General features: G+C 32.2%; 22 protein-coding genes. 17 read left to right on the plus strand and 5 right to left on the minus strand.

Annotated elements, in window-relative coordinates; translation table 11 throughout:
* Positions 1–7: 7 nt before the first annotated feature.
* From BM238_RS13060 to BM238_RS13070, 3 genes are read left to right on the plus strand one after another with little or no spacing between them, the layout of a single operon-like run.
* On the plus strand, positions 8–637 hold the full coding sequence (locus tag BM238_RS13060) for an NUDIX hydrolase (RefSeq protein ID WP_090082158.1): 630 nt from the start codon (positions 8–10) through the stop codon (positions 635–637).
* A 26-nt stretch (positions 638–663) separates the two neighbouring features.
* On the plus strand, positions 664–1,488 hold the full coding sequence (locus BM238_RS13065; protein WP_090082160.1) for a lysophospholipid acyltransferase family protein: 825 nt from the start codon (positions 664–666) through the stop codon (positions 1,486–1,488).
* 49 nt (positions 1,489–1,537) lie between these two features.
* Complete coding sequence (locus BM238_RS13070; protein ID WP_090082163.1) at positions 1,538–2,875, plus strand: UDP-N-acetylmuramate--L-alanine ligase; 1,338 nt, start codon at positions 1,538–1,540, stop codon at positions 2,873–2,875.
* 1 nt (position 2,876) lies between these two features.
* On the opposite strand, the gene BM238_RS13075 is transcribed toward BM238_RS13070, so the two are convergent.
* On the minus strand, positions 2,877–4,010 hold the full coding sequence (locus tag BM238_RS13075; RefSeq protein ID WP_090082167.1) for a carboxypeptidase-like regulatory domain-containing protein: 1,134 nt from the start codon (positions 4,008–4,010) through the stop codon (positions 2,877–2,879).
* The gene (gene uvrC / locus BM238_RS13080; RefSeq protein WP_090082171.1) at positions 4,010–5,803 is read right to left on the minus strand and encodes an excinuclease ABC subunit UvrC; all 1,794 of its coding nucleotides are present in this window, start codon (positions 5,801–5,803) and stop codon (positions 4,010–4,012) included. Before uvrC ends, BM238_RS13075 begins: the two co-directional genes overlap by 1 nt.
* 301 nt (positions 5,804–6,104) lie before the next feature.
* Here uvrC and BM238_RS13085 point away from each other — a divergent pair, with 301 nt between their 5' ends.
* The 9 genes from BM238_RS13085 to BM238_RS13130 all read left to right on the plus strand — a co-directional run bounded on the left by BM238_RS13085 (position 6,105) and on the right by BM238_RS13130 (position 14,027).
* Positions 6,105–6,383 carry a co-chaperone GroES gene (locus BM238_RS13085; protein WP_090082175.1) on the plus strand — a complete coding sequence of 93 codons (279 nt, stop codon included), beginning with the start codon at positions 6,105–6,107 and terminating at the stop codon, positions 6,381–6,383.
* An 84-nt stretch (positions 6,384–6,467) separates the two neighbouring features.
* Complete coding sequence (gene groL, locus BM238_RS13090) at positions 6,468–8,090, plus strand: chaperonin GroEL (RefSeq protein ID WP_090082178.1); 1,623 nt, start codon at positions 6,468–6,470, stop codon at positions 8,088–8,090.
* 163 nt (positions 8,091–8,253) lie between these two features.
* Positions 8,254–8,784, plus strand: coding sequence for a hypothetical protein (locus tag BM238_RS13095; RefSeq protein WP_090082180.1), 531 nt, complete (start codon positions 8,254–8,256; stop codon positions 8,782–8,784).
* The gene (locus BM238_RS13100; RefSeq protein ID WP_090082182.1) at positions 8,784–9,620 is read left to right on the plus strand and encodes a CsgG/HfaB family protein; all 837 of its coding nucleotides are present in this window, start codon (positions 8,784–8,786) and stop codon (positions 9,618–9,620) included. Before BM238_RS13095 ends, BM238_RS13100 begins: the two co-directional genes overlap by 1 nt.
* A 3-nt stretch (positions 9,621–9,623) precedes the next feature.
* Positions 9,624–10,019 (plus strand): hypothetical protein, encoded by a 396-nt coding sequence (locus BM238_RS13105; RefSeq protein ID WP_090082184.1) that lies wholly within the window; start codon positions 9,624–9,626, stop codon positions 10,017–10,019.
* A 2-nt stretch (positions 10,020–10,021) separates the two neighbouring features.
* Complete coding sequence (locus tag BM238_RS13110; protein WP_233741969.1) at positions 10,022–10,912, plus strand: DUF6175 family protein; 891 nt, start codon at positions 10,022–10,024, stop codon at positions 10,910–10,912.
* Between the two features lie 23 nt (positions 10,913–10,935).
* Positions 10,936–11,856 carry a hypothetical protein gene (locus tag BM238_RS13115; protein ID WP_221404938.1) on the plus strand — a complete coding sequence of 307 codons (921 nt, stop codon included), beginning with the start codon at positions 10,936–10,938 and terminating at the stop codon, positions 11,854–11,856.
* 131 nt (positions 11,857–11,987) lie between these two features.
* The gene (locus tag BM238_RS13120) at positions 11,988–12,731 is read left to right on the plus strand and encodes a DUF3575 domain-containing protein (protein ID WP_090082189.1); all 744 of its coding nucleotides are present in this window, start codon (positions 11,988–11,990) and stop codon (positions 12,729–12,731) included.
* Between the two features lie 252 nt (positions 12,732–12,983).
* Positions 12,984–14,027 (plus strand): tetratricopeptide repeat protein, encoded by a 1,044-nt coding sequence (locus tag BM238_RS13130; protein WP_090082193.1) that lies wholly within the window; start codon positions 12,984–12,986, stop codon positions 14,025–14,027.
* A 161-nt stretch (positions 14,028–14,188) separates the two neighbouring features.
* Here the strand turns inward: BM238_RS13130 and BM238_RS13135 are convergent, their stop codons facing one another.
* Both BM238_RS13135 and truA read right to left on the minus strand, forming a co-directional pair.
* Positions 14,189–15,928, minus strand: coding sequence for an ABC transporter ATP-binding protein (locus tag BM238_RS13135; protein ID WP_090082195.1), 1,740 nt, complete (start codon positions 15,926–15,928; stop codon positions 14,189–14,191).
* Between the two features lie 73 nt (positions 15,929–16,001).
* Positions 16,002–16,742 (minus strand): tRNA pseudouridine(38-40) synthase TruA, encoded by a 741-nt coding sequence (gene truA, locus BM238_RS13140; RefSeq protein WP_090082197.1) that lies wholly within the window; start codon positions 16,740–16,742, stop codon positions 16,002–16,004.
* 555 nt (positions 16,743–17,297) lie between these two features.
* Here truA and BM238_RS13145 point away from each other — a divergent pair.
* The 5 genes from BM238_RS13145 (at position 17,298) to miaE (ending at position 20,476) form a co-directional block, all read left to right on the plus strand.
* Positions 17,298–17,789 carry a metallophosphoesterase family protein gene (locus BM238_RS13145; protein WP_090082199.1) on the plus strand — a complete coding sequence of 164 codons (492 nt, stop codon included), beginning with the start codon at positions 17,298–17,300 and terminating at the stop codon, positions 17,787–17,789.
* Positions 17,786–18,280, plus strand: a complete 495-nt coding sequence (locus BM238_RS13150) for a Smr/MutS family protein (protein WP_090082201.1) — start codon at positions 17,786–17,788, stop codon at positions 18,278–18,280. Before BM238_RS13145 ends, BM238_RS13150 begins: the two co-directional genes overlap by 4 nt.
* Positions 18,281–18,348: 68 nt before the next feature.
* Positions 18,349–19,065: a DUF3822 family protein gene (locus tag BM238_RS13155; RefSeq protein WP_090082204.1), complete on the plus strand. Its 717-nt coding sequence runs from the start codon at positions 18,349–18,351 to the stop codon at positions 19,063–19,065.
* A gap of 112 nt (positions 19,066–19,177) precedes the next feature.
* Positions 19,178–19,735 (plus strand): RsmD family RNA methyltransferase, encoded by a 558-nt coding sequence (locus tag BM238_RS13160; RefSeq protein WP_090082207.1) that lies wholly within the window; start codon positions 19,178–19,180, stop codon positions 19,733–19,735.
* A gap of 153 nt (positions 19,736–19,888) precedes the next feature.
* Positions 19,889–20,476: a MiaE family protein gene (gene miaE / locus BM238_RS13165; RefSeq protein ID WP_090082211.1), complete on the plus strand. Its 588-nt coding sequence runs from the start codon at positions 19,889–19,891 to the stop codon at positions 20,474–20,476.
* A 110-nt stretch (positions 20,477–20,586) separates the two neighbouring features.
* On the opposite strand, the gene BM238_RS13170 is transcribed toward miaE, so the two are convergent.
* On the minus strand, positions 20,587–21,810 hold the full coding sequence (locus tag BM238_RS13170; RefSeq protein WP_090082762.1) for a glycosyltransferase: 1,224 nt from the start codon (positions 21,808–21,810) through the stop codon (positions 20,587–20,589).
* Positions 21,811–21,832: the final 22 nt, after the last annotated feature.

The raw sequence follows: 21,832 nt of genomic DNA on the forward strand, positions 1-21,832 counted from the left end.
TTACATTATGCAAATTTTCGGAAGAGACTTATTAGATAAAATAAAAAAAGCGCCTTTGGAAGGTGAAAATGCGCATTCGATTTATTCGCCGCCTTACAGAGATGTACTTTCTGAAGAAGAAATTTTAGCAAAAAATCCAAAATTAGCCGCGGTTAATATTTTACTTTATTTAAAAGATAATGCCTGGTATTTTCCGCTAATTCTCAGAAGTAAAAACGAGCGTGACAAACACAGCGGACAAATTTCCTTTCCTGGCGGCAAAAAAGAAGATTCTGATCTAGATTTTAGAAAAACAGCAAAGCGCGAAACTTCCGAAGAAGTAGGAATTTCCGAAGATTATATTAGAATTATCCGGGAATTATCGCCTATTTATATTCCGCCAAGTAATTTTTACGTTCATGCTTTTGCGTCTTACACCACAAAAAATCCGGCATTTATTTTACAGGAAACCGAAGCGGTTGATTTGATAGAATTTCCGGTAGAATCCTTATTAAATCTTTCCGAAAAACCAGAAATGAAAATCTTAAATTCATCTCGTGGCGTGGAAGTTCCGGTCATTAATTTTAATGGTTATGAAATTTGGGGCGCGACTTCTATGATATTAAGCGAGTTCAGTTTATTGTTAAAAAATATGTAAATTTGCGACTTAGTTCAAATTGATAAATGGCAAAGAAAAACATATTTACGGATGCTTTTGGAAATCTTTATTTCCTCAAAAGGCTCATAATTTTTGTTTTGGGAATGATTTCCTACAGAAGATTTAACGGCTTCAATAAACTTAAAATTACCGGTACAGAAAACCTGGTAGATCTACCGGATTCAAACGTTTTATTTGTGTCCAATCACCAAACTTATTTTGCAGACGTTGCCGCGATGTACCACGCTTTTTGCTCGGTAAATAATGGTTATTTAAATTCCATAAAAAACCCGATTTATCTTTTAAATCCAAAAGTTGATTTCTATTATGTTGCCGCGGAAGAAACTATGAATAAAGGAATTCTTTCAAGAATTTTTAAATTAGCTGGTGCAATTACCGTTAAAAGAACCTGGCGGGCGGAAGGTCATAATGTCAACCGAATGGTTGATCTTTCAGAAATTGAAAACATAATGAAAGCGCTTGATAATGGTTGGGTGATTACCTTTCCACAAGGTACAACTTCGGCTTTTGCGCAAGGTAGAAAAGGCACGGCAAAATTGGTTAAAAATCAAAAACCGATCGTAATTCCAATAAAAATTAATGGTTTTAGACGTGCTTTTGACAAGAAAGGTTTAAAAATAAAAGTTACCGGTGTAAAACCAACCATGGAATTTAAAAAAGCGCTCGACATTGATTATGAAAACGATGACGCACAAACTATTTTAGAAAAAATCATGCACGGAATAGAACAGACAAATGATTTTAACCTGTTGCACGATTATGAAGAAGAATTGAAAGCGAATAAACTTGAGGAAGGTACGGCAGAAGAACCAAAGAAATTTCTGTATTAAATACAGTATTTTTAAAATCAAACTTCCTGAATCTAAATAAAGACAAATTTTGAAAACCCATTTCATCGCAATCGGCGGAAGCGCAATGCACAATTTAGCCATCGCTTTAAAAGACAAAGGATTTGAAGTGACAGGATCTGATGATGCTATTTTTGAACCTTCAAAATCAAGACTTTCAAATAAACATATTTTACCTGAAATTTTAGGCTGGTTTCCAGAAAAGATCACTGCAGACTTAGATGCTGTGATTTTGGGAATGCACGCCCGAATTGATAATCCCGAACTTATAAAAGCGAAAGAATTAGGTTTAAAAATATATTCTTATCCTGAATTTCTTTACGAACAATCTAAAAATAAAACACGCGTTGTAATTGGCGGTTCTCACGGAAAAACGACAATTACTTCTATGATTTTGCATGTTTTAAATTTTCACCAAAAAGACATCGATTATATGGTGGGCGCGCAATTGGAAGGTTTTGACTGCATGGTGAAAATCACCGATGATAATGATTTTATGATTTTGGAAGGCGATGAATATTTGTCTTCACCGATCGATCTACGTTCAAAATTTTTACTTTATTTACCGAATATTGCTTTGCTTTCCGGAATTGCTTGGGATCACATTAATGTTTTTAAAACTTTTGATGATTACATCGAACAGTTTAGAAAATTCGTCGCAAGTATAACTCCGGGCGGCGTTTTGGTTTATAACGAGGAAGATGAAGAAGTCGTAAAAGTGGTAGAAAATTCAAATAATTATTTTCGAAAAATCCCTTATAAAACGCCAGAATATAAAATTTCTGACGGCAAAGTTTATTTAAAAACAAATATGGGCGAAATTGAATTGTCTGTTTTTGGAAAACATAATCTCCTTAATCTTGAAGGCGCAAGATTTATTTGCCAACAATTGGGCATTATGGAAGAAGAATTTTATGAAGCCATCATGAGTTTTAAAGGCGCTTCAAAACGTTTGGAAAAAATTGAGAGAAATGACAAAGGAACTTTATATAAAGATTTTGCACACGCGCCAAGTAAAGTAAAAGCCGTGGTAAAAGCATTCTGCGAACAATTTCCAACCGAGAAAAAATACGGTTTTTTAGAACTTCACACCTACTCTAGTTTGAATCCAGTCTTTTTAGAACAATATGATTCTGCTTTGGATGGTTTAGAAGAGGCCATCGTTTTCTATTCTGAAGAAGCCTTAAAAATTAAAAGAATGGACGCTATTTCTGCGGATTTCATTAAAGAAAAATTTAAAAATAAAGATCTAAAAGTCTTTACAAATGCGGAAGATCTGCACAATTACTGGGAAACTTTAGATAAAACAAAAGCCGTTTTTCTGATGATGAGTTCAGGTAATTTTGGAGGATTGGATCTGGTGAAATAATTTACTTTAAAGAGTAATCAGTTGGTAACATTTTTGAAATTTTATAATTTCCCCAAGTGCCGTTAAAAATTAATTTATCTTGATCTAAATAATATCCATCTGCCAAAATCTGAAAAGTTTCTCCATCGCTATCCAGTAACGTATCAATTATTCTTTGGTCTTTTGTGACATAAACAACCTGCAGCAAATTATCAAACTTTAAAAAGAGTTCACCATTTTTTCTGTAAGAATAGTCATTCTCAGAAATACTTTTTTTTAAGATTACCAAAGCAGTTTTTGAATTTTTAGTTTTTTGACTAATAATTCTAATGTCTTTCGGCATTGCATCCAGATTTATTATTTTATTTAAATCAATTTGGCTTTTCACATAATTATTGAGCTGATCCATTTCAAGTTGAGTCGGATAATTTGGATTTGGAATAATCTTCACAGAATTTATATTAAACCCATTTTCCTTTGTTTTTTCCGCAAACAAACTTTGAAAAAAGTGCGTTGCACTTCCAATGAATGCTTCTTCACGTTGCTCTTTAAATTTGCTTTCACGTTTTTTACTGCCGCGCATTTCCGTAAATAAAGTATTTCCGTTGTAGGTCAAAGTCTGCTCGGCTTTTTCAAAATTTATTAAATCAAACTGAATCGTGTAGCCTAAATTTTCGTTTTCTATTATTAACGGATGTTTCGCCTTTGCGCGAAAAATATTATTCTTTCTGTCAACGGCAAAAAGCAGATCTTTCTTGTTTAAAATTTTTGTAGAATTAGTGTCACCCAAAAAAGCATATTGAAAAATAGAAAAATTTCTCTCAAAATCTCTGTCTGTGTAAGGAATTAAACTTACTTCTTCTATTAATTTTTCTTTTTGCAGAGTGACTTTCAAATTTTTTCCGATCGCATCTTTCACAGGGAAAATTACTTTAGAAAAATCCTCTTTATTAATAATTAAATTTCCAGTTTTAATTGATGTCTGCAAATCAAAATTTCCCTTCTCGTCTGTAAGTGCGTTAATCGTACTTCCATCAATATAAATGGAAACATTTGAAATGGGCACATCATTTTCATCTTTAACGCTGCCTTTTATAAACTGTGCGAAAATTATTTGACAGAAAAAAAACAAACTAATAAAAATAATTTTCTTCATCAATTTGCATTAAAAAAATCCCAAACTATTTTTCCTTTCGATTTACCTAAAATTTCTTCTAAAATCTCAACATTCGCTTCTTTGACGCGTTTCACAGATTTTAATTTATTTAAAAGTAATTCAATTGTTTTTTCACCAACGCCCGGAATTTCTTCCAATTCAGATTTAATAGTAGAATTTGTCCGGCGCGCTCTGTGATGTTTTACGCCAAAACGGTGAGATTCATCTCGCACACGTTGCAATATTTTTAAAGTTTCCGAAGATTTATCTAAATATAATGGAATCGGATCTTCCGGGAAAAATATTTCTTCCAGACGTTTTGCAATCCCGATTATGGTGATTTTGCCATAAAGTCCTAATAATTTTAAACTTTTCACAGCCGAACTTAGTTGGCCTTTTCCACCATCTATTAAAATTAATTGCGGCAAATCTTCGCCTTCTTCCAGCATTCTGCGGTATCTTCGGTAAATAACTTCTTCCATACTTGCAAAATCATCCGGACCGGTGACGGTTTTTATATGAAAAATCCGATAGTCTTTTTTGAAAGCTTTTCCGTCCCGAAAAACGACACAAGCGCCGACAGGATTTGTCCCCTGAATATTTGAATTATCAAAACCTTCAATATGTCGCGGTTCTGCAGGCATTCTCAGTAATTTCTGCATTTCTGCCATTATCCGGTTCGTATGTCTTTCCGGATCAATAATTTGAACTTGCTTTAATTTTTCGATTCGATATTCTTTAGCATTTTTTTCAGATAATTCCAAAATTCTCTTTTTGTCGCCCATTTTCGGAACATAAATTTTCACGTTCGGAATTTCTACAGTGAGATGAAATGGCAGTAAAATTTCTTTTGAGGTCGATTCAAATTTCTGACGAATTTCAATCAAAGCTTCTTCCATAATTTCCTCATCCGTTTCTTCCAGCATTTTTTTAATTTCTGTTGTGAAAGATTGAATTATATTTCCGTTTCTGATTTTAAAATAATTGACATACGCCGCAGAGTCATCACTTGTCATTCCAAAAACATCCACATCATCAATATTTGGATTAACAACGGTGTGACGTGCGCGGTAATTTTCTAAATTTTGAAGTCTTTCTTTAATATTCTGCGCGCTTTCAAACTGCAAATTCTCTGCAAATTTCTGCATCTGAATTTCCAGATAATTCGTGGCTAACTTGAAATCGCCTTTTATAATACCGCGGATCGCTTCAATTTTTTCATCATAATCTGCTTTAGATTCAAGCATTTCGCAAGGTCCTTCACAATTTTTTATGTGGTATTCCAAACAGACTTTATACTTTCCTTCCGAAATTTTATCAGGTGCAAGATTTAGATTGCAGGTTCTAATTTTGTAAATATTTTTAATTGTATCCAGTAAAACACGTGCGGGACGAACTTTTGCGTAAGGTCCATAATATTCTGAGCCGTCTTTAATTTTATTTCTTGTAAGATAAATTCTCGGGAAATTTTCATTTTTTATGACGATGTATGGGAAAGATTTATCGTCTTTTAGATTGATATTAAAAAATGGTTGATTTTCTTTAATTAAATTATTTTCGAGTAAAAGTGCGTCGTATTCGCTATTTACAACAGTCGTTTCCAGACGGACAATTCTCGAGATCATTGTTCTTGTTCTGAAACCAACCTGATTTTTATTAAAGTAAGACATTACTCTTTTCTTTAAATTTTTGGCTTTTCCTACATAAAGTAATTTCTCATTTTTGTCGTAATATCTGTAAACGCCGGGATCGGAAGGTAAAGTCTGAAGTTGTAGTGCAAGCGCGTCTTTCATTTGTAGATTTCAGGTTTTTTTAAGGGCAAATGGTATCGCCTTTTGGCGTGTATCAGCTTTTCAAAAGTTTTTACACAGCGATTTCATTTAACAAAAATAAGGAAATTTAGATTTGATTTTGTTAGTTAAAATTTTAAATTAGTAAAATTCACATATCTATTTTAAATAGAATGTGACAATATTTCCGATAAAATTAAGCTCCTTTTGACAATAATTTTATTTAAATGAAAAAACTGTCTAAATTTTTAATGGCATAATTATAGTCAAAACCAAAACAGAAACTTTAAAAAAATAATATAATATGTCAGTAAATTTTAGACCAATTGCAGACCGCGTTTTAATAGAACCAACCGCTGCTGAAACAAAAACCGCTTCAGGAATTATTATTCCGGACAATGCAAAAGAAAAACCACAGGAAGGAATTGCTGTTGCTGTAGGTAATGGAAACGTTGATGAACCAATGACTGTAAAAGTTGGTGATAAAGTGCTTTACGGTAAATATTCAGGTTCTGAATTAAAAATTGACGGAAAAGAGTACTTAATTGTTAAAGAATCTGATATTTTAGGAATTCTTGGTTAAGATTTAAATCTTTCCAAAATAAAATCCAAATTAATTTTAAAATAGAATATGACGTTAAAATTTAACGTTTAAATAAAAAATATTATGGCAAAAGAAATAAAATTCGATATTGACAGTAGAGATGCTTTAAAAAGAGGTGTTGATGCTTTAGCAAACGCAGTAAAAGTAACATTGGGACCAAAAGGTAGAAATGTTGTAATTGAAAAATCTTACGGCGCACCACACGTAACAAAAGATGGTGTTTCTGTAGCAAAAGAAATTGAACTTGAAGACCGTGTAGAAAACATGGGCGCTCAAATGGTGAAAGAAGTAGCTTCTAAAACCAATGATATTGCTGGTGACGGAACAACTACAGCAACAGTTTTAGCTCAGGCTATCGTTCGCGAAGGTTTGAAAAACGTTGCAGCGGGTGCAAATCCAATGGACTTAAAAAGAGGAATCGACAAAGCTGTAAAAGCGGTTGTTGAAAACTTAAAATCTCAGTCTCAGGAAGTTGGGAACGAGTCAGAAAAAATCAAGCAAGTTGCTTCTGTTTCTGCAAACAACGATGAAACTATCGGTGCTTTGATCGCTGAGGCTTTCGGAAAAGTTGGTAAAGAAGGTGTAATTACTGTTGAAGAAGCAAAAGGAATTGACACGACAGTTGATGTTGTGGAAGGAATGCAGTTTGATAGAGGATATCAGTCGCCTTATTTTGTGACAAATCCTGAGAAAATGATCACTGAACTTGAAAATCCCTATATTTTATTAGTTGAGAAAAAAATCTCTTCAATGAAAGATTTGTTGCCGATTTTAGAACCGGTTGCTCAATCAGGAAAAGCACTTTTAATTATCTGTGAAGAAGTTGAAGGTGAAGCTTTAGCAACTTTAGTGGTAAATAAATTAAGAGGTTCACTTAAAATCGCTGCTGTGAAAGCACCTGGTTTTGGTGACAGAAGAAAAGCACTTTTAGAAGATATTGCAATTTTAACAGGTGGAACAGTAATTTCTGAGGACAGAGGTTTCACAATGGAAAATGCAACTATTGAAATGCTTGGAACTGCTGAAAAAGTAACCATTGACAAAGAAAATACAACTTTGGTAAATGGTGCTGGTGAAGAAAGTTTGATCAAAGGAAGAGTAAACCAGATCAAAGCGCAAATGGAAACTACAACTTCTGATTATGATCGTGAAAAATTGCAGGAAAGATTAGCTAAATTAGCTGGTGGTGTTGCAGTTCTTTACATTGGTGCAGCTTCGGAAATTGAAATGAAAGAGAAAAAAGACCGTGTTGACGATGCACTTCACGCTACGAGAGCGGCTGTTGAAGAAGGTATTGTTGCTGGTGGTGGTGTTGCTTTAGTAAGAGCTATATCTGCAATTAATGTAGAAGGTGCTAACCAGGATGAAAATACAGGTATTAAAATCATCAAACGTGCTATTGAAGAGCCTTTAAGACAAATTGTAACTAACGCCGGTGGTGAAGGTTCAGTTGTTGTAGCGAAAGTTGCGGAAGGAACAGGCGATTTTGGTTTTAACGCAAAAACTGACGAATATTGCAATATGTTTGAAGCGGGAATTATCGATCCTACGAAAGTAGTTCGTGTCGCTTTAGAAAATGCAGCATCTGTTGCGGGTATGTTGTTGACAACAGAATGTGTGATTACAGAAATCCCTAAAGAAGATCCAGCTGCACCAAATATGGGCGGAATGGGTGGAATGATGTAATAAAATTCCCCTAATTATATAAAATCTGTTTCATTTTCGAATGAAGCAGATTTTTTTTGTTAATAATTAATAAATCTTTACTCAAATTTTATTTCAAGACATTACGGTTTTCCGTAATGTAGTTTTATTTTTTACAATTAGTTTTGATAAAAAATTAAACAACATGAAAAATATCTTTTTTGCAATCTTTATGTTTGCTACTTCTTCTATTTTATTTTCTCAAACGAAAGAAGAGATTCAAGAGTCTAAAATAAGACTTGAAAAAATTCAAAAATTAGAATCTCCTAAAGTATCAAGTCTCACTTCACTTGATGAGTTAAACAACAAAATTGGAACTTCAGCACTAGAATCTGCTAATATCACTCCTTTATTACAAAATCTATATACCCGTTCAATAGGAGAAAACATTGATGGAATAACAGATGTTACTGTAAAAAAACCAACTTTGGCAGAATGCCAAGAATTAGCAACAAGAATTTTTTCTCAAGTACAAAATATGCAAACATTTAGTTCTTCTTTTTCCTCAGTTGTAGAAGAGGCAAAATCGTTTAGAAATCCTATGAAATTAGGCAAAGTTGCTTCATCAATGAATTATGCTAAAACTGCTATATCAGTTTTAGGTGAGGAAACTTTATTTCAATCTAAAGCAATCAAAAGCATTATTACAACTCTTCAATCAGCAGGAAATCTCTAATGAAAAGGATATTATTATTTTTAATGATTATTTTGTCATTTAGCAAAATTTTAGCACAGGAAGATAATAGAATTATAGTTGGTGTAAGTGAATTTACAAGTGAAGACAATAGTAAATTTACAAGTTTGGTGACAGAAAAAATTGTAGAAATATTAACCAATTCTAAAAGATTTCGGGTAGTTGACCGAACAAGTGCGGACAAAGTAAAGGATGAATTAGAATTGCAAAAATCTGAAGCATTTATTGACAGTAAAAATTTAGTAGAACAAGGTGTAAAACTTGCCGCTCAAAAAATCATAACTGGCACAATTACAAAAATTCCTGTTTATGCGATGCGAAGTTCGAATGGAAATGTAAATGGATATAAAGCGAGCGTAGCATTTCAAATGAAAATTGTTGATGTTGCTTCTGGTCTTAGTACGGATGCAACTAGTTTTGAAGGCAAAGCAAGTGATTTAATGCTTTCACCGGAAAGTGCCGTGCAACAAGCGATGAAATCTGTTCAATTAGAAATTATTCAATATTTTAAATTTAATTTTCCTGTACAAGGAAAATTGATTCGGATTTTAGAAAATGATGATAAAACAAAAGTGAAAGTTTTGTTGAATATCGGGAAAACTAACGGTGTGAATATCGGTGATCGTTTTACAATTGACAAAGTAGAATTGATAGAAGGACAGAAATATCCTCAAAAGATAGGCGAAGTTGAAGTAAAAAATCTTGCAGGTGAAAATCTTTCAGAAGCATTTTCTGTAGATAAAAAATCGGGAGAAAATATTATTTCAAATTTTTCTAAAGAAAAGACTTTAGATTGTACTTTAATTATCAAAAAATAAAACATGAAATTTAAAATATGTTTTTTTGTAACCTTATTTTTACTTTTTAGCAGTTGCACCAATAGAACAAAATCAGATTTTCAATTTATTAGTTTTGATAATGATTCGGTTACTATTAATATAAGCAAAGAAACTCCTGATTACGAAGTTTTTAATCAACTCCTCTTTCGAGGTTTCCCAAACAGTAACCAAACAATGCCTTTAATTTCAACTTCAGAAAGAGAAATTGAGCAGCAATTTCCACAGTATTTCAATCTATTTTTTAAAGAAAATCGCTACAAAACTTTTATTACTTCTTCCACAAAAAATCAAGATGGGAGTTATAGAATTTTGGTAAATACAAAAGCCTTGAAATTAGATCTGGAACAAAACTCAATCATTAGAAAATTTGGCTATTAAAAATGAAAAAATATTACAAAAAAATATCATTAATACTGTTATGCTTTTTTTCAATGTTAAGAATTGAAGCGCAAGGAACTACAAGCAATGTACAATCTGTTCAGCCAAAAATAATGGTGATTCCTTGTGTGAAAGAAGGTGAAGATTTACGTACTATTTTGGAAAGCGACGTCAATAAAAGAATTGCGATTACAAAAATTAAAGAAGCATTTGACTCAAGAGGCTTTACAACTGTAGATTTTGTTGCAAAACTAAAATCTGCAAAAGACAATAATATTTTTACTTCAGAAAATCAAACTGACATTAAAGATCAAATTGTCCAAATGTCGGGTGCCGATATTTATGTGCAAGCAGAAATTAGTGATCTTCACAGCAGTAGCGGAAATTCTGTCACCGTTGTAATGACTGCTTACGAAGCTTCCACAGGAAATTCCCTCTCTAATAAAGTTGGGGAAAGTGGTAAATTTTACACAGATGATTTTGGTAAATTAGCATCAAAATCAGTTGAAAGTGTGTCGCAGGAATTCTTAAATGTGATGCAAAATAAATTCACCGATATAGTAAATAATGGTAAATCATTAAACATCGATATTAGTTTTGCACAAGGTTCTGCTTATAAAATGTCCACAGAAGTAGCCCCAGAAAATCTACCACTTTCCGATCAAATTGAAGAATGGATGGAAAAAAATGCCTACAAAAACAACTATCATATCCAAGGAACTACAGATATGAGAATGATTTTAGATGATGTGAAAATTCCATTAAAAGATGCTAATGGAAAAAACTATAATCCCAACAAATTTGCTTTAGAAATTTTTAAATTTTTTAAAAGTCTGAATATGCAAACTGAGAAAGACATCAAGGGAAATACCATTTATATTACCATAAAATAATGAAAATAACTAAAATTCTCTTCTTGTCTTTTTTACTCTTTAATATATTAGGATTTGCTCAAAACCAGAATGATATAGGAAAAATACAACTCGCTATCTTTTTTAATATAGACCAGCAAAATAAATTTGAGCCAGAAATTCTAGAAAAAATAGAAGGAAAACTATCACAATTATTATCAAACTACGCCATTGCTTCTACAAGTTATAACAACGGTTTGTTGCTTGAACCCAATATCATCATCAATGGAAATGACATAGTAGAAGGTGGCATGCAAAACATTAACGTTACAAATATCACGCTTCAACTAAAAATAAAGCAAGACCAAAGCAATGTCTTGTTTACTTCTTTTTCAAAAACACTTAAAGGAACCGGAAGGACGCAAGAACTCGCTTTAAACAATGCAATAAATTCTTTGTCGCCCAGTGATCCTTTACTCATTAATTTCATTAATTCTGGCACAGAAAAAATATTAAAATATTACGAAGAAAATTGCACCCAAATTATTAATAAATCCTCAACCTTAGAAAAATCAGGAAATTATGAAGAATCTCTTGCACTGCTTTTGTCAATACCAGAATCAGCATCCTGTTACAAAACTGCGCAAAATAAATCATTGTCAACCTACAAAAATTTTCAAAAAATGAATTGCACGGCCTTGATAATGCAAGCCAAAATCTCAATTGCAGAAAAAGATTTCAATAGCGCATTTACAATTCTTTCTGATATTGAAAATACTTCTCCATGTTCGTCAGAAAGTATTTCTCTAATTAAAAACATTGAAGCCAAAATTTCAGCAGAAGACAAAAAACAGTGGGATCTTCAACTAAAAATGTATAATGATGCCGTATCTCTGGAAAAGAACAGAATAAATGCCATCAAGGAAATTGCAGTTGCTTTTTATAAAAGCCAGAAACGAACAAACAATCTTATCATAGTTAGGTGACTATAACCAACAGTTTTAAGAATCTGCTTCATTTTCGAATGAGGCAGATTTTTTTTTGTTAAATTTAACTTATTATCAAACTAAAAAATTATAAATCCCGTTTCTAAAGTATTAATATATCAGTAAAATCCATGAAAAAAACTCTTTTAATAGCATCTGCCCTTTTAGCTTTAAATCTTAGCGCGCAGCAAGAAAGTTCAGAAAAAATGAATATTGTAAAAACCAATGTCACAGCCTACATTTTTAAAAATATCAACTTATCTTACGAAAGATCTTTCAACAGATGGTTTTCCATGAATTTGGGATTTGGAACTGTGCCAGAAGGAAAAGTGCCATTTTTAAATAGTTTTTTAGATGATAGCGACAGACAAAAAATAAATAATTTACAAGTAAAAGCCTCAAATTTTACCGTTGAACCACGCTTTTATATTGGGCAGGGTTACGGCAAAGGCTTTTATTTCGCACCTTATTACCGCTATTCAAAAGTCACTTCCAACACTTTTGATTTTGTCTACGACTATCAACCAATTAACGGCGTTACCTTCCCTATTCCGCTAAAAGGTTTTGGCGACACCACTGGAAACAGCGGCGGATTAATGGTTGGGACACAATTATTCTTAACTAAAAGTCAAAACTTAGTCTTAGATTTTTGGATCGCCGGCGCGCATTACGGCGTTGGAAAAGGAGATTTTGACCTTACAACAGACCAAACTTTAACCCCGGAAATGCAGGCAAAATTGAAACAGGAAATTGATGATTTAAATGTCCCTTTCGTGCAATATACCACCACCACCAATCCTCACGGCGCGCATATCGATGTTAGCGGACCTTGGGCTGGCTTCAGAAGTGGAATATCTTTAGGATTTAGATTTTAAAATATTAAAACCGTTCATAATTTGAATGGTTTTTTTCTTTAGAAGCAAGAAGTTTACTTTATATATCGAAGACCCGTCCGGCTATCCATTCCAATCTTTTTTTTTCGTCAAATGCACGAAAAAAAAAAAGGATTTCCATTTCTATCCGGGCTACAAAGTCAATGATTTCTTCTTCAAAGAGATGAATAAAAGTATTGAAACTTATGTATATTTGAATATCGAAGAAAATATCTTTAAATTAAAAAAAAGAAAATGAGGAAATTTTATTATTTAATAGTACTATTTTCAACTTTGCTTTACTCTCAAGATAAAATTGAGGCCGGCAAAAAAGTTGAAGAAGGAATCTCCTTTCACGATGCGGGAAAATTCAACGAAGCGATAGCAAAATATGATGAAGCATTAAATCTGGATAAGGATAATTTATTTGCTTTGACTGAAAAGGCAATGTCTTTAGAATCATCTACAAAATATGATGATGCGATAGAAATTTGTAAACATATTTTTCAGATGTATCCAAATGAAGATAATAAAACAGTTTATTTAACATATGGAAATTCTCTCGATAAATTTGGTAAATCAGATTTAGCAATAAAAATATACGATAGCGGCCTGATAAAATTTCCGAACTATTACCAGCTATATTATAATAAAGCAATAGCATTATTTAATTTAAAACAAAATGACAAAGCAATAAAAGCATTTCAGAAAGCTACGGAACTAAATCCAGATCATGCAAGCTCATTTAATGCATTGGCTATTTTAGATTCTTCCAATAGAATTGCGTCAATATTAGCTTCAGGCAGATATCTCGTTTTAGATAATAAAACATCCAGAGCAAAAGGAAATTTAGACGCTGTCATTTCACTGATGAAAAAAGGCGTATCGCAGAAGGAAGATAAATCAATCTCACTATCGATTGATGAAGAAACATTAAAAAACATTGATAAAAAACAGAAAACTGAAAATGATTTTTCTTCTGTAGATTTAGCTCTTTCCATGGCAGCTGCATTGGATTTTGATGAAAAAAATAAAGATCAATCTGAAATCCAAAAATTTGCTGAAAAATTTAAAACAATTACTTTAGTTATGGATGAAGTGAAGAAAAACAAAAAAGGATATTACTGGGAATTTTTAGCGCCATATTTTATTGAAATGAATAAGAAAAATCTAATTGAACCTTTTGCAAATGTCATTTACTTATCATCCCAAAATAAAGAAGCAACTGAATACGCCGAAAAAAATTCAGATAAAATAAAAGAATTTTACAACTGGTCGAAGAACTATAATTGGAAATAAAAACACTTCTATACAACAAATACCAATTTTTAGTTATAAACCGCAACATCATTAACTCGCATAAGATTTAACATTCTCCAAAAATTAACGTCAAAGAGTTACAAAAACATTCCATGAAAATTCTCACTCTTTTATGCCTTTCATTTTTTACCATAAATTTTCTAAACTTCTTCTTCAACTTTAAGTTGTCCTTGGTAAAGTTTCGAATAATACCCATTCTCAGCCAAAAGTTCAATGTGTGTTCCTGCTTCCACAATTTTACCATCATCCATCACGATAATTTTATCCGCATTCACAATTGTTGAAAGTCGGTGCGCAATAATAATTGAAGTTCTGTTTTTGGTGATTTTTTCCGTCGCTTTTTGGATCAGTTTTTCACTTTCAATATCTACTGACGAAGTCGCTTCATCTAAAATTAAGATTTTTGGATCAGAAAGGTAAGCACGTAAAAATGACAATAATTGTCTTTGCCCAAGGGAAATAGAAGAACCTCTTTCACTCACGACAAAATCATAACCGCCGGGTAAACTTTCAATAAAATCATCTACTTCAATATCTTTTGCAACGGCTTTTATTTTTTCTAAAGTGACACTTTCATCACCAAAAGAAAGATTTTCAAAAACCGTTCCGTGAAATAAGAAAACATCCTGCAAAACCACACCAATATGTTCCCGAAGATTATAAAGTTCGTAATCTTTCAGATTAACATCATCCAGTAAAATTTTACCGGAATTAATATCATAAAGTCTGGTAATTAAACTGATGATTGTGGATTTTCCTGCGCCAGTTGCACCAACAATTGCGACAGTTTCACCCGGATTTACCTTAAAACTAATACCTTTTAAAACCTCCTGCTTCTCATCATAAGAAAAATAGACATCCTTAAACTCAATTTTTCCGTCAAAAGTATCTTTACTAACTTTTCCTAAATTGGGCATTTCAAAATTTTCATCCATCACTCCCAAAACACGTTCAGCGCCAACCAAGCCTCGTTGGATATTATTAAAACGATCCGCAATTTGTCTTAAAGGACGAATTAACATAGAAATATATTGAATAAAAGCAATGATCTCACCCGGAAAAATTTTAATATAACCACCGTAAAATAAAATTAAACCAATAAAAACGGAAGAAATTAATTCTACAACAGGAAAAAACAAAGAGAAAATATAGACCGTTCTTAAAAGCGCACTTTTTAGACTGATATTAATATCGTCAAACTTTTTAAATTCTGCGTCTTGTCTATTGAAAACCTGAATAATCGACATTCCAGACAATCGTTCCTGCACAAAACTATTTTGCGTCGCCGTCCAAGTTCGCTCATCACCAAAGGCTTTCTTCAATCTTTTCTGGAAAAATCTTGTAATGACAACCATCAAAGGCAAAATGGCCAAAGAGATATAACTCAAGTGAACATTGACCAAAAACATCGCGACCAAAACAAAAACTATTCTTAAAACATCGCCGAAAACCATCAAAAAACCGTCTGTATAAACTGTGGAAATCGTCTCAACATCACTCACAGCACGCGTAACCAATTGACCGATCGGGGTTTTATCAAAAAAAGAGGTTTTAAAATAAATGAGTTTATGATAAAGTCGTTCTCGAATATCCCGAATTACATTTTGCGAAATAAAGTTTGAAAAATAAACAAGAAAAAAATTAAGAATAGATTCCGCAAAAACCAGCGCAATTAAAATATAAATATGCGGCATCAATTTCGAAAAGTCCCTTGATTTTATGATGTCATCATCTACCACATTCATCGTCAAAAAAGGACGGTAAACCGACACTACCGCCAACAATATGGAAATGAACAGCGTGAAAATAAACCACGACCGAAATTTCATCCCGATCTTAAAAAGTCTTTTTAGAATTGTGCCCGTGCTCTGTTCTTTCATTGTCGCAAAGTTACGCAAACAATAAAACTTTCACAATCGACGGAATCTATATTTTCAGTCAAAAAAAGTAAAATTAAATGGAAAAATCATATCCAACATCCACCAAAAAAAGACCTTGCGGTGGCGCAGAAGTTCCCGCTAAATTTCGATTTTTTGCTAAAATAATTTCCTTAAAATCTTCTAAAGAAATCTTTCCCGCGCCCAGATCGATCATCGTTCCGACAATTGCACGAACCATATTCCGCAAAAATCTGTCTGCAGAAATCGTGAATTTTAATTCATTTCCATTTTGTTCCCAAACCGCTTTGTAAATTTTGCAATTATTGGTTTTATTATCAGCGTGTAATTTTGCAAAACTGGTGAAATCTGTCGTTTCAAAAAGTATTTTGCAGGCTGCATTCATTATTTCAACATCAATTTTCCCACGTCTGATTTGCCAGGAAAAATCGGTGGTAAATGGATTTTTTTCTAAAGAAATCTGGTATTCATAAGTTCTGAAGGTCGCATCAAAACGCGCGTGGAATTCATTTTTAACTTTAAAAACTTTAAAAACCGAAATATCTTCCGGCAGCAAACTATTGAGTTGATAAACAAAATTTTCTTCTAAATTTTCGGCAGTTTCAAAATGCGCAAACATTTTTTTTGCGTGAACGCCGGTGTCCGTTCTTCCCGCGCCTACAATTTTTATTCCGGTGCGAAGTTTTGTGGAAAGCGCATTTTCCAGAACTTCCTGAACGGAAATTTCGCGTGGTTGCCTTTGGTAACCAAAATAATTTTTTCCGAAATAACTGAATTCAATAAAATAGCGCTGCATTCTGCAAATTTATAAAATTAGAAGCAACAAGATTTGTATTTTTTCCGAAACCTCGTCCCGCTTTTCGTTGTAATCTTTTATTTTTTCTAAAAAAAATAAAGGGATTTCCACTGCTATCGGGGCTAGAATTTCATTTATTTTCTCTTCCGAATTAGGAAACGGAGCCGTAAAGAAAATTAAACTTTTGACCGTTAAGAAATTTCCAGTGTTTGAGTGGCGGCAATAGTTAACAACTCAAAAAAACAATTAAACTCTCCGCCCGAGTTTGGAAATTTTAGGACAAAAGTTTAATTTTTAGGTGAGTTTCCAGTCTTGAATTTTTGGTTCTTTTGCTTCAAGGCAAAAGAACAGATTTAAAAGAACTTAATTTCTTTAAACGACACACTTTAAATTATTTGCGATAATGGTGAATGTTTGAAAAATTGCAGCCCGACTTGAGTGAAAATCCTTTTTTTGCATTTGAAAAAAAGATTGGGAACGGAAGGCGGAAATTGCTGCCCAAAAAATTAACAAACTTATTTTAATTATAAAAAAAATTATCTCAACTTTGAGCGAATGAAAATCTTACTACTTTCCGACACACATTCTTATATGGACGAGCGTATTTTAGATTATGCGCAAAATGCCGATGAAGTTTGGCACGCAGGAGATTTTGGAAGTCTTGAAGTGGTGGAAAGTTTAGAGAAAATGAAAAAATTTCATGGCGTTTACGGAAATATCGACAATGAAAAAATCAGAAGAATTGTTCCGGAAGTTTTAAGTTTTAAGTGCGAAGAAGTTTCTGTTTTGATGATTCACATCGGCGGATATCCAAATCGGTATTCTCAATTGGCAAAGATTGAAATTGAAAAACACAAACCCCAAGTTTTCATTTCCGGACATTCGCATATTTTGAAAGCGATGTATGACAAAAAATATGAACTCCTACATTTAAATCCAGGTGCTTGCGGAAAACAAGGCTGGCATAAAGTGCGAACGATGATGCAGTTTGAAATTAATGGCGATAAAATTGAGAATTTGAATATAATAGAACTTGGAAATCGATGAAAAAAGGCGATTTAATTTCGGTGTTAGATGAAACAACCAAAGGAACAATTATTTCTATTGGTAAAGATTTTGCCATTATTGAAGATGAATTTGGTTTTGAACATTCTATTGAAATTTCTAAAATAATTCCCAGAGAAAGCAATTTATATGAAAAATCTAAAGTTTTAATTAAAGATAACTTAGAGAAAAAATCAAGTAAAAAAAATTCAGATAACGTCCGAAATATCGATTTACATTTTGAAAAATTAGTCAAAAACACGGCAGAATACTCTGCTTTTGAAAGGTTGCAAATCCAGAAAGAAACTTTGATTGACAATTTAGATTATTGCAAAAAAAATTATATTAAAAAATTAAATGTGATTCACGGCATTGGTGACGGCATTTTACAGAATTTAGTTTACGATTATTTGAAAGGTTATGTCGGAATTCAATATGAAGAAGATGATTTTTTCTTTCACAGTTCGGGAAATGTTTTGGTGACTTTTCTTTAAAAATATCTTCATTTTCCATTCTTATAATAAAATGAGTATTTGGTAAAATTTTGATAAATTTGCACTTCATGCAGAAATTAAAATTACTTTTTACGAAAGACGGATTACAATATCAACTTTTTAAAAATAAAACGGTTCTCGAAGACCATTTTTATTTTAAAGAAGATGGATCTTCCGAAAATTTCATCTCAGAAAATTTAGATATAATACTTGAAAAAAATAATTTTCAGGAAATTGAGGTTATTTCAGCTTTGAATCATTTTGCTTTGATGCCGGAAGAATTTACGCAGCACGAATCGGGTTACAAATTGATTTCTTACAATTCTGCGGTTGACGAAAATAAAGAAGAATTGATGCTTTCCGTTAATAAAAAATTTGGTGTTCAGTTTTATTATACGTTTCCAAAAAAGCTTTATCAAAAAATAAAATTGCTTGAAAAGCCTGCAAATTTTAATTTTTCAGGTGAGAAGTTTTTGAATTCTATTTTGCCAAAAAAGAGTCCGGAAATTCATATTAATCTTTACCAAAATCAATGCGAATTTATCGCCATTAATGGTAAAAAATTGGTTTTATACAATAATTTGGATCTAAATTCTGAAGTAGATTTTCTTTATTTTATTATGTTTACTTTAAATAAAATTAACTTTTCGATTTCCGAAACCCACTTTTATGTTTACGGTGAAACAACTGAAAATGAAACGTTTATATCAGAATTACGAAAGTTCGTAAAACATTTATCTATTAAATTTGATAATCTTCACAAGCAGAATTTTATTTTATATTAGACCTTTAATTTTACCACAAAGCGCACAAAGATTTTCACAAAGAAGGAAATTTTAAGACACAAAGTTTTAAATTCTAAATTTAAAATCTTTTAAAACAACCAAAAACTAAAATATGTACAGAATAATAGCCGGAAAATGGAAAGCCAAAAAAATTTCTGCACCAAAAAATTTCGATGTTCGTCCGACCACAGATTTTGCTAAAGAAGCGCTTTTTAGCATTTTGCAGAATAAATTTGAGTTTGAATTTTGTTCAGTTTTAGATCTTTTTTGTGGTATTGGAAGTGTGACTTTAGAATTCGCTTCAAGAGAATGTAAAGACATTACGTCGGTTGATAACAACGCAAAACACATTGGTTTTATTAATTCTACCTCAGCAGAATTGGATATGGCGATACAAATTAGAACCAACCGCGCCGATGTTTTTGAATACATCCGAAAAAATAAAGCACAAAAATCTTACGATATTATTTTTGCAGATCCGCCGTTTGAAACTGAACAAAAAGAATACGACAAAATAATTAAGGGGATTTTTGACAATGAGTTTTTAAAACCAACTGGACTTTTCATTTTAGAACACCAAAGCAAAGTGAAATTTGAAAGTGAACATCTTCAAGATACGAGAAAATATGGAAATGTGAGTTTCAGTTTTTTTAAATACGCTGAAAAATAAAATTTCTTTAAGTTTTTTAATTACTATAGTTAGATATTTTTCTCGCGGATTTTGCAGATAAAGCAGATCAATACCTAAACTAACTAAAAATCTGCGTCATCTGTTAAATCTGCGAGAGCAGAAATTTTAAAAAATAAATAGAAAACGAATTAAATGTTTCGATTAAAATTACCAACCGACCCAAGATGGGCGAATATTGCAGAAAATAATTTACAGGAAATTCTTTCAGATCACGCGTGGTGCGAACAAAAAGCGGCGACAAACGCCATTCATTTAATTATCCAGAATTCTGAAAAACCCGAATTGGTGACGGAAATGCTGAAAATTTCCATCGAAGAAATGGAACATTTTAAGATGGTTCACGATATCATTTTGGAACGCGGTTACGAATTTTTGCGAGAGAGAAAAGACGATTACGTTGGCGAACTGGCAAAATACATGAAAAAATCTTCAACAGGCGAACGTGAATCCGGTTTAATTGAAAGATTACTTTTTGCTGCCATGATCGAAGCCAGAAGTTGCGAACGATTTAAAGTTTTAGCGGAAACTATTAAAGACGAAAAACTTGCAAAATTTTACTGGGAATTAATGGAAAGTGAGGCGGGACATTATGCGACTTTTATTAATTTTGCCCGAAAATATGCCGAAACGATTGACGTAGAATCGCGCTGGAATGCCTGGTTGGAAGAAGAAGCAAGAATTATAAAAAGTTTTGGAACTGGTGAAACGATTCACGGCTAACTCGATTCTTACAAAATTCTTTGGTTTTTGCCTCGCAGATCTTCCAGATTAAGCAGATTTATTATTTTGCCTTTAATCTGCGGAATCTGTAAAATCTGCGAGACAAATAATTATTTCAATTTCTTATTCTTTTCTTCGATCCATTTGCTCATAAATTTTGTGGATTGTAGTGCATTTTGTTGTAAAATTTTTCCTAAATAATTTTCATTTCTGTGAGATTCCAAATTCTCGCTTAAACTTTGAATTCTTTCAATAAATCCTTGTTCAAACAAATTTCTTTTGAATTTTTTATCTAAAATTTCAAAACCGATTTTCTGTGAATTTTCCCATATTGAAGAAACAGAATATAAATTAATTGATTTTTCAATAAATTCTTCGTCTGATTTTGTGATGAATCCATTCCAGTTTTCGTCAAACTGGATTCCTTCCGCGCCGATTTCTGTAGTGATATTTGGCAAACCGAATTCCATGCTTTCTAATAATTTCCCTTTAATTCCCGCACCGAAAGGAATTCTTGCAAGCAAAACCTTATAATTTAAAAAAACTTCTTCCACAGAATTTGCTCTTCCTTTTATAATAAATCCTTCTTTTTCGTTGTGAAGTTGCTTGGCTTTTTCCGTTACATAACTTCCGTAAATATGAAGTTCGCTGTCAGGTAATTTTTGTTTAATACTTTTCCAAAGTTTTTTTAAAATTAAAACTGTTTGCCAATTTGGTTCATGTAAAAAATTACCAATGTGCATAAAGTTTTTGCGCTCTTGAAAACCTGGAATTTCACCTTTAAATTTCTCTGAAAACATTGGTAAATAGTATAAAATTTCAGGATTAATTTTATATTTTTCTATTAATAAATTCTGCTCAAAATCAGAAATAATTAAAGACAGATCGCATCTTAAAATGGAAGAAATTTCACGGATGAATGTATCTGAAATTTCTTTTTGGCTTGTATTTTCTTCTTCACTTTTAAAATCAATTTCACGCTGTTTTCTTAAAAAATGAAGATCTTCTGTATCTAAAATTTTCGTCGCATTTGGAACGTTTTCTGCAACTCGCCAACCAAATTGTTCTTCTGTCATAAAACGGTCAAACAAAACGACATCTGGCTGAAATTTTTTGACAAAATCGTCAAAACTCGAATCATTTAATAAAATATTTTCTGAAGAAATATTGAGAAAATTTAAATCGAATGAATGTTCTGATTTTGAAGCCGTTGAACAAAAAGTGATTTCATAATTTAAATCTTTAAAAATTGAAATTATCTGCAACATTCTTTTACCAGCTGCGGTAGAATTTGGTTCCGGCCAAACGGCGCCGATTATTAAAAGTTTCTTCATTTTTGCGATTTCCTTTTGCAAT

The organism is Halpernia frigidisoli (assembly GCF_900113805.1).
In the GTDB taxonomy this organism is placed as follows: domain Bacteria; phylum Bacteroidota; class Bacteroidia; order Flavobacteriales; family Weeksellaceae; genus Halpernia; species Halpernia frigidisoli.

What these genes read in the sequence shown, in the direction of transcription:
- BM238_RS13145 (WP_090082199.1), top strand. Translation starts at nt 17,298, where the DNA reads ATGAAAATCTTACTACTTTCCGACACACATTCTTATATGGACGAGCGT.
- BM238_RS13065 (WP_090082160.1), top strand. Translation starts at nt 664, where the DNA reads ATGGCAAAGAAAAACATATTTACGGATGCTTTTGGAAATCTTTATTTC.
- uvrC (WP_090082171.1), bottom strand. Translation starts at nt 5,803, where the DNA reads ATGAAAGACGCGCTTGCACTACAACTTCAGACTTTACCTTCCGATCCC.
- BM238_RS13110 (WP_233741969.1), top strand. Translation starts at nt 10,022, where the DNA reads ATGAAAAAATATTACAAAAAAATATCATTAATACTGTTATGCTTTTTT.
- BM238_RS13075 (WP_090082167.1), bottom strand. Translation starts at nt 4,010, where the DNA reads ATGAAGAAAATTATTTTTATTAGTTTGTTTTTTTTCTGTCAAATAATT.
- BM238_RS13155 (WP_090082204.1), top strand. Translation starts at nt 18,349, where the DNA reads ATGCAGAAATTAAAATTACTTTTTACGAAAGACGGATTACAATATCAA.
- BM238_RS13135 (WP_090082195.1), bottom strand. Translation starts at nt 15,928, where the DNA reads ATGAAAGAACAGAGCACGGGCACAATTCTAAAAAGACTTTTTAAGATC.
- BM238_RS13170 (WP_090082762.1), bottom strand. Translation starts at nt 21,810, where the DNA reads ATGAAGAAACTTTTAATAATCGGCGCCGTTTGGCCGGAACCAAATTCT.
- BM238_RS13150 (WP_090082201.1), top strand. Translation starts at nt 17,786, where the DNA reads ATGAAAAAAGGCGATTTAATTTCGGTGTTAGATGAAACAACCAAAGGA.
- BM238_RS13060 (WP_090082158.1), top strand. Translation starts at nt 8, where the DNA reads ATGCAAATTTTCGGAAGAGACTTATTAGATAAAATAAAAAAAGCGCCT.
- BM238_RS13160 (WP_090082207.1), top strand. Translation starts at nt 19,178, where the DNA reads ATGTACAGAATAATAGCCGGAAAATGGAAAGCCAAAAAAATTTCTGCA.
- BM238_RS13120 (WP_090082189.1), top strand. Translation starts at nt 11,988, where the DNA reads ATGAAAAAAACTCTTTTAATAGCATCTGCCCTTTTAGCTTTAAATCTT.
- BM238_RS13100 (WP_090082182.1), top strand. Translation starts at nt 8,784, where the DNA reads ATGAAAAGGATATTATTATTTTTAATGATTATTTTGTCATTTAGCAAA.
- miaE (WP_090082211.1), top strand. Translation starts at nt 19,889, where the DNA reads ATGTTTCGATTAAAATTACCAACCGACCCAAGATGGGCGAATATTGCA.
- groL (WP_090082178.1), top strand. Translation starts at nt 6,468, where the DNA reads ATGGCAAAAGAAATAAAATTCGATATTGACAGTAGAGATGCTTTAAAA.
- truA (WP_090082197.1), bottom strand. Translation starts at nt 16,742, where the DNA reads ATGCAGCGCTATTTTATTGAATTCAGTTATTTCGGAAAAAATTATTTT.
- BM238_RS13085 (WP_090082175.1), top strand. Translation starts at nt 6,105, where the DNA reads ATGTCAGTAAATTTTAGACCAATTGCAGACCGCGTTTTAATAGAACCA.
- BM238_RS13095 (WP_090082180.1), top strand. Translation starts at nt 8,254, where the DNA reads ATGAAAAATATCTTTTTTGCAATCTTTATGTTTGCTACTTCTTCTATT.
- BM238_RS13105 (WP_090082184.1), top strand. Translation starts at nt 9,624, where the DNA reads ATGAAATTTAAAATATGTTTTTTTGTAACCTTATTTTTACTTTTTAGC.
- BM238_RS13130 (WP_090082193.1), top strand. Translation starts at nt 12,984, where the DNA reads ATGAGGAAATTTTATTATTTAATAGTACTATTTTCAACTTTGCTTTAC.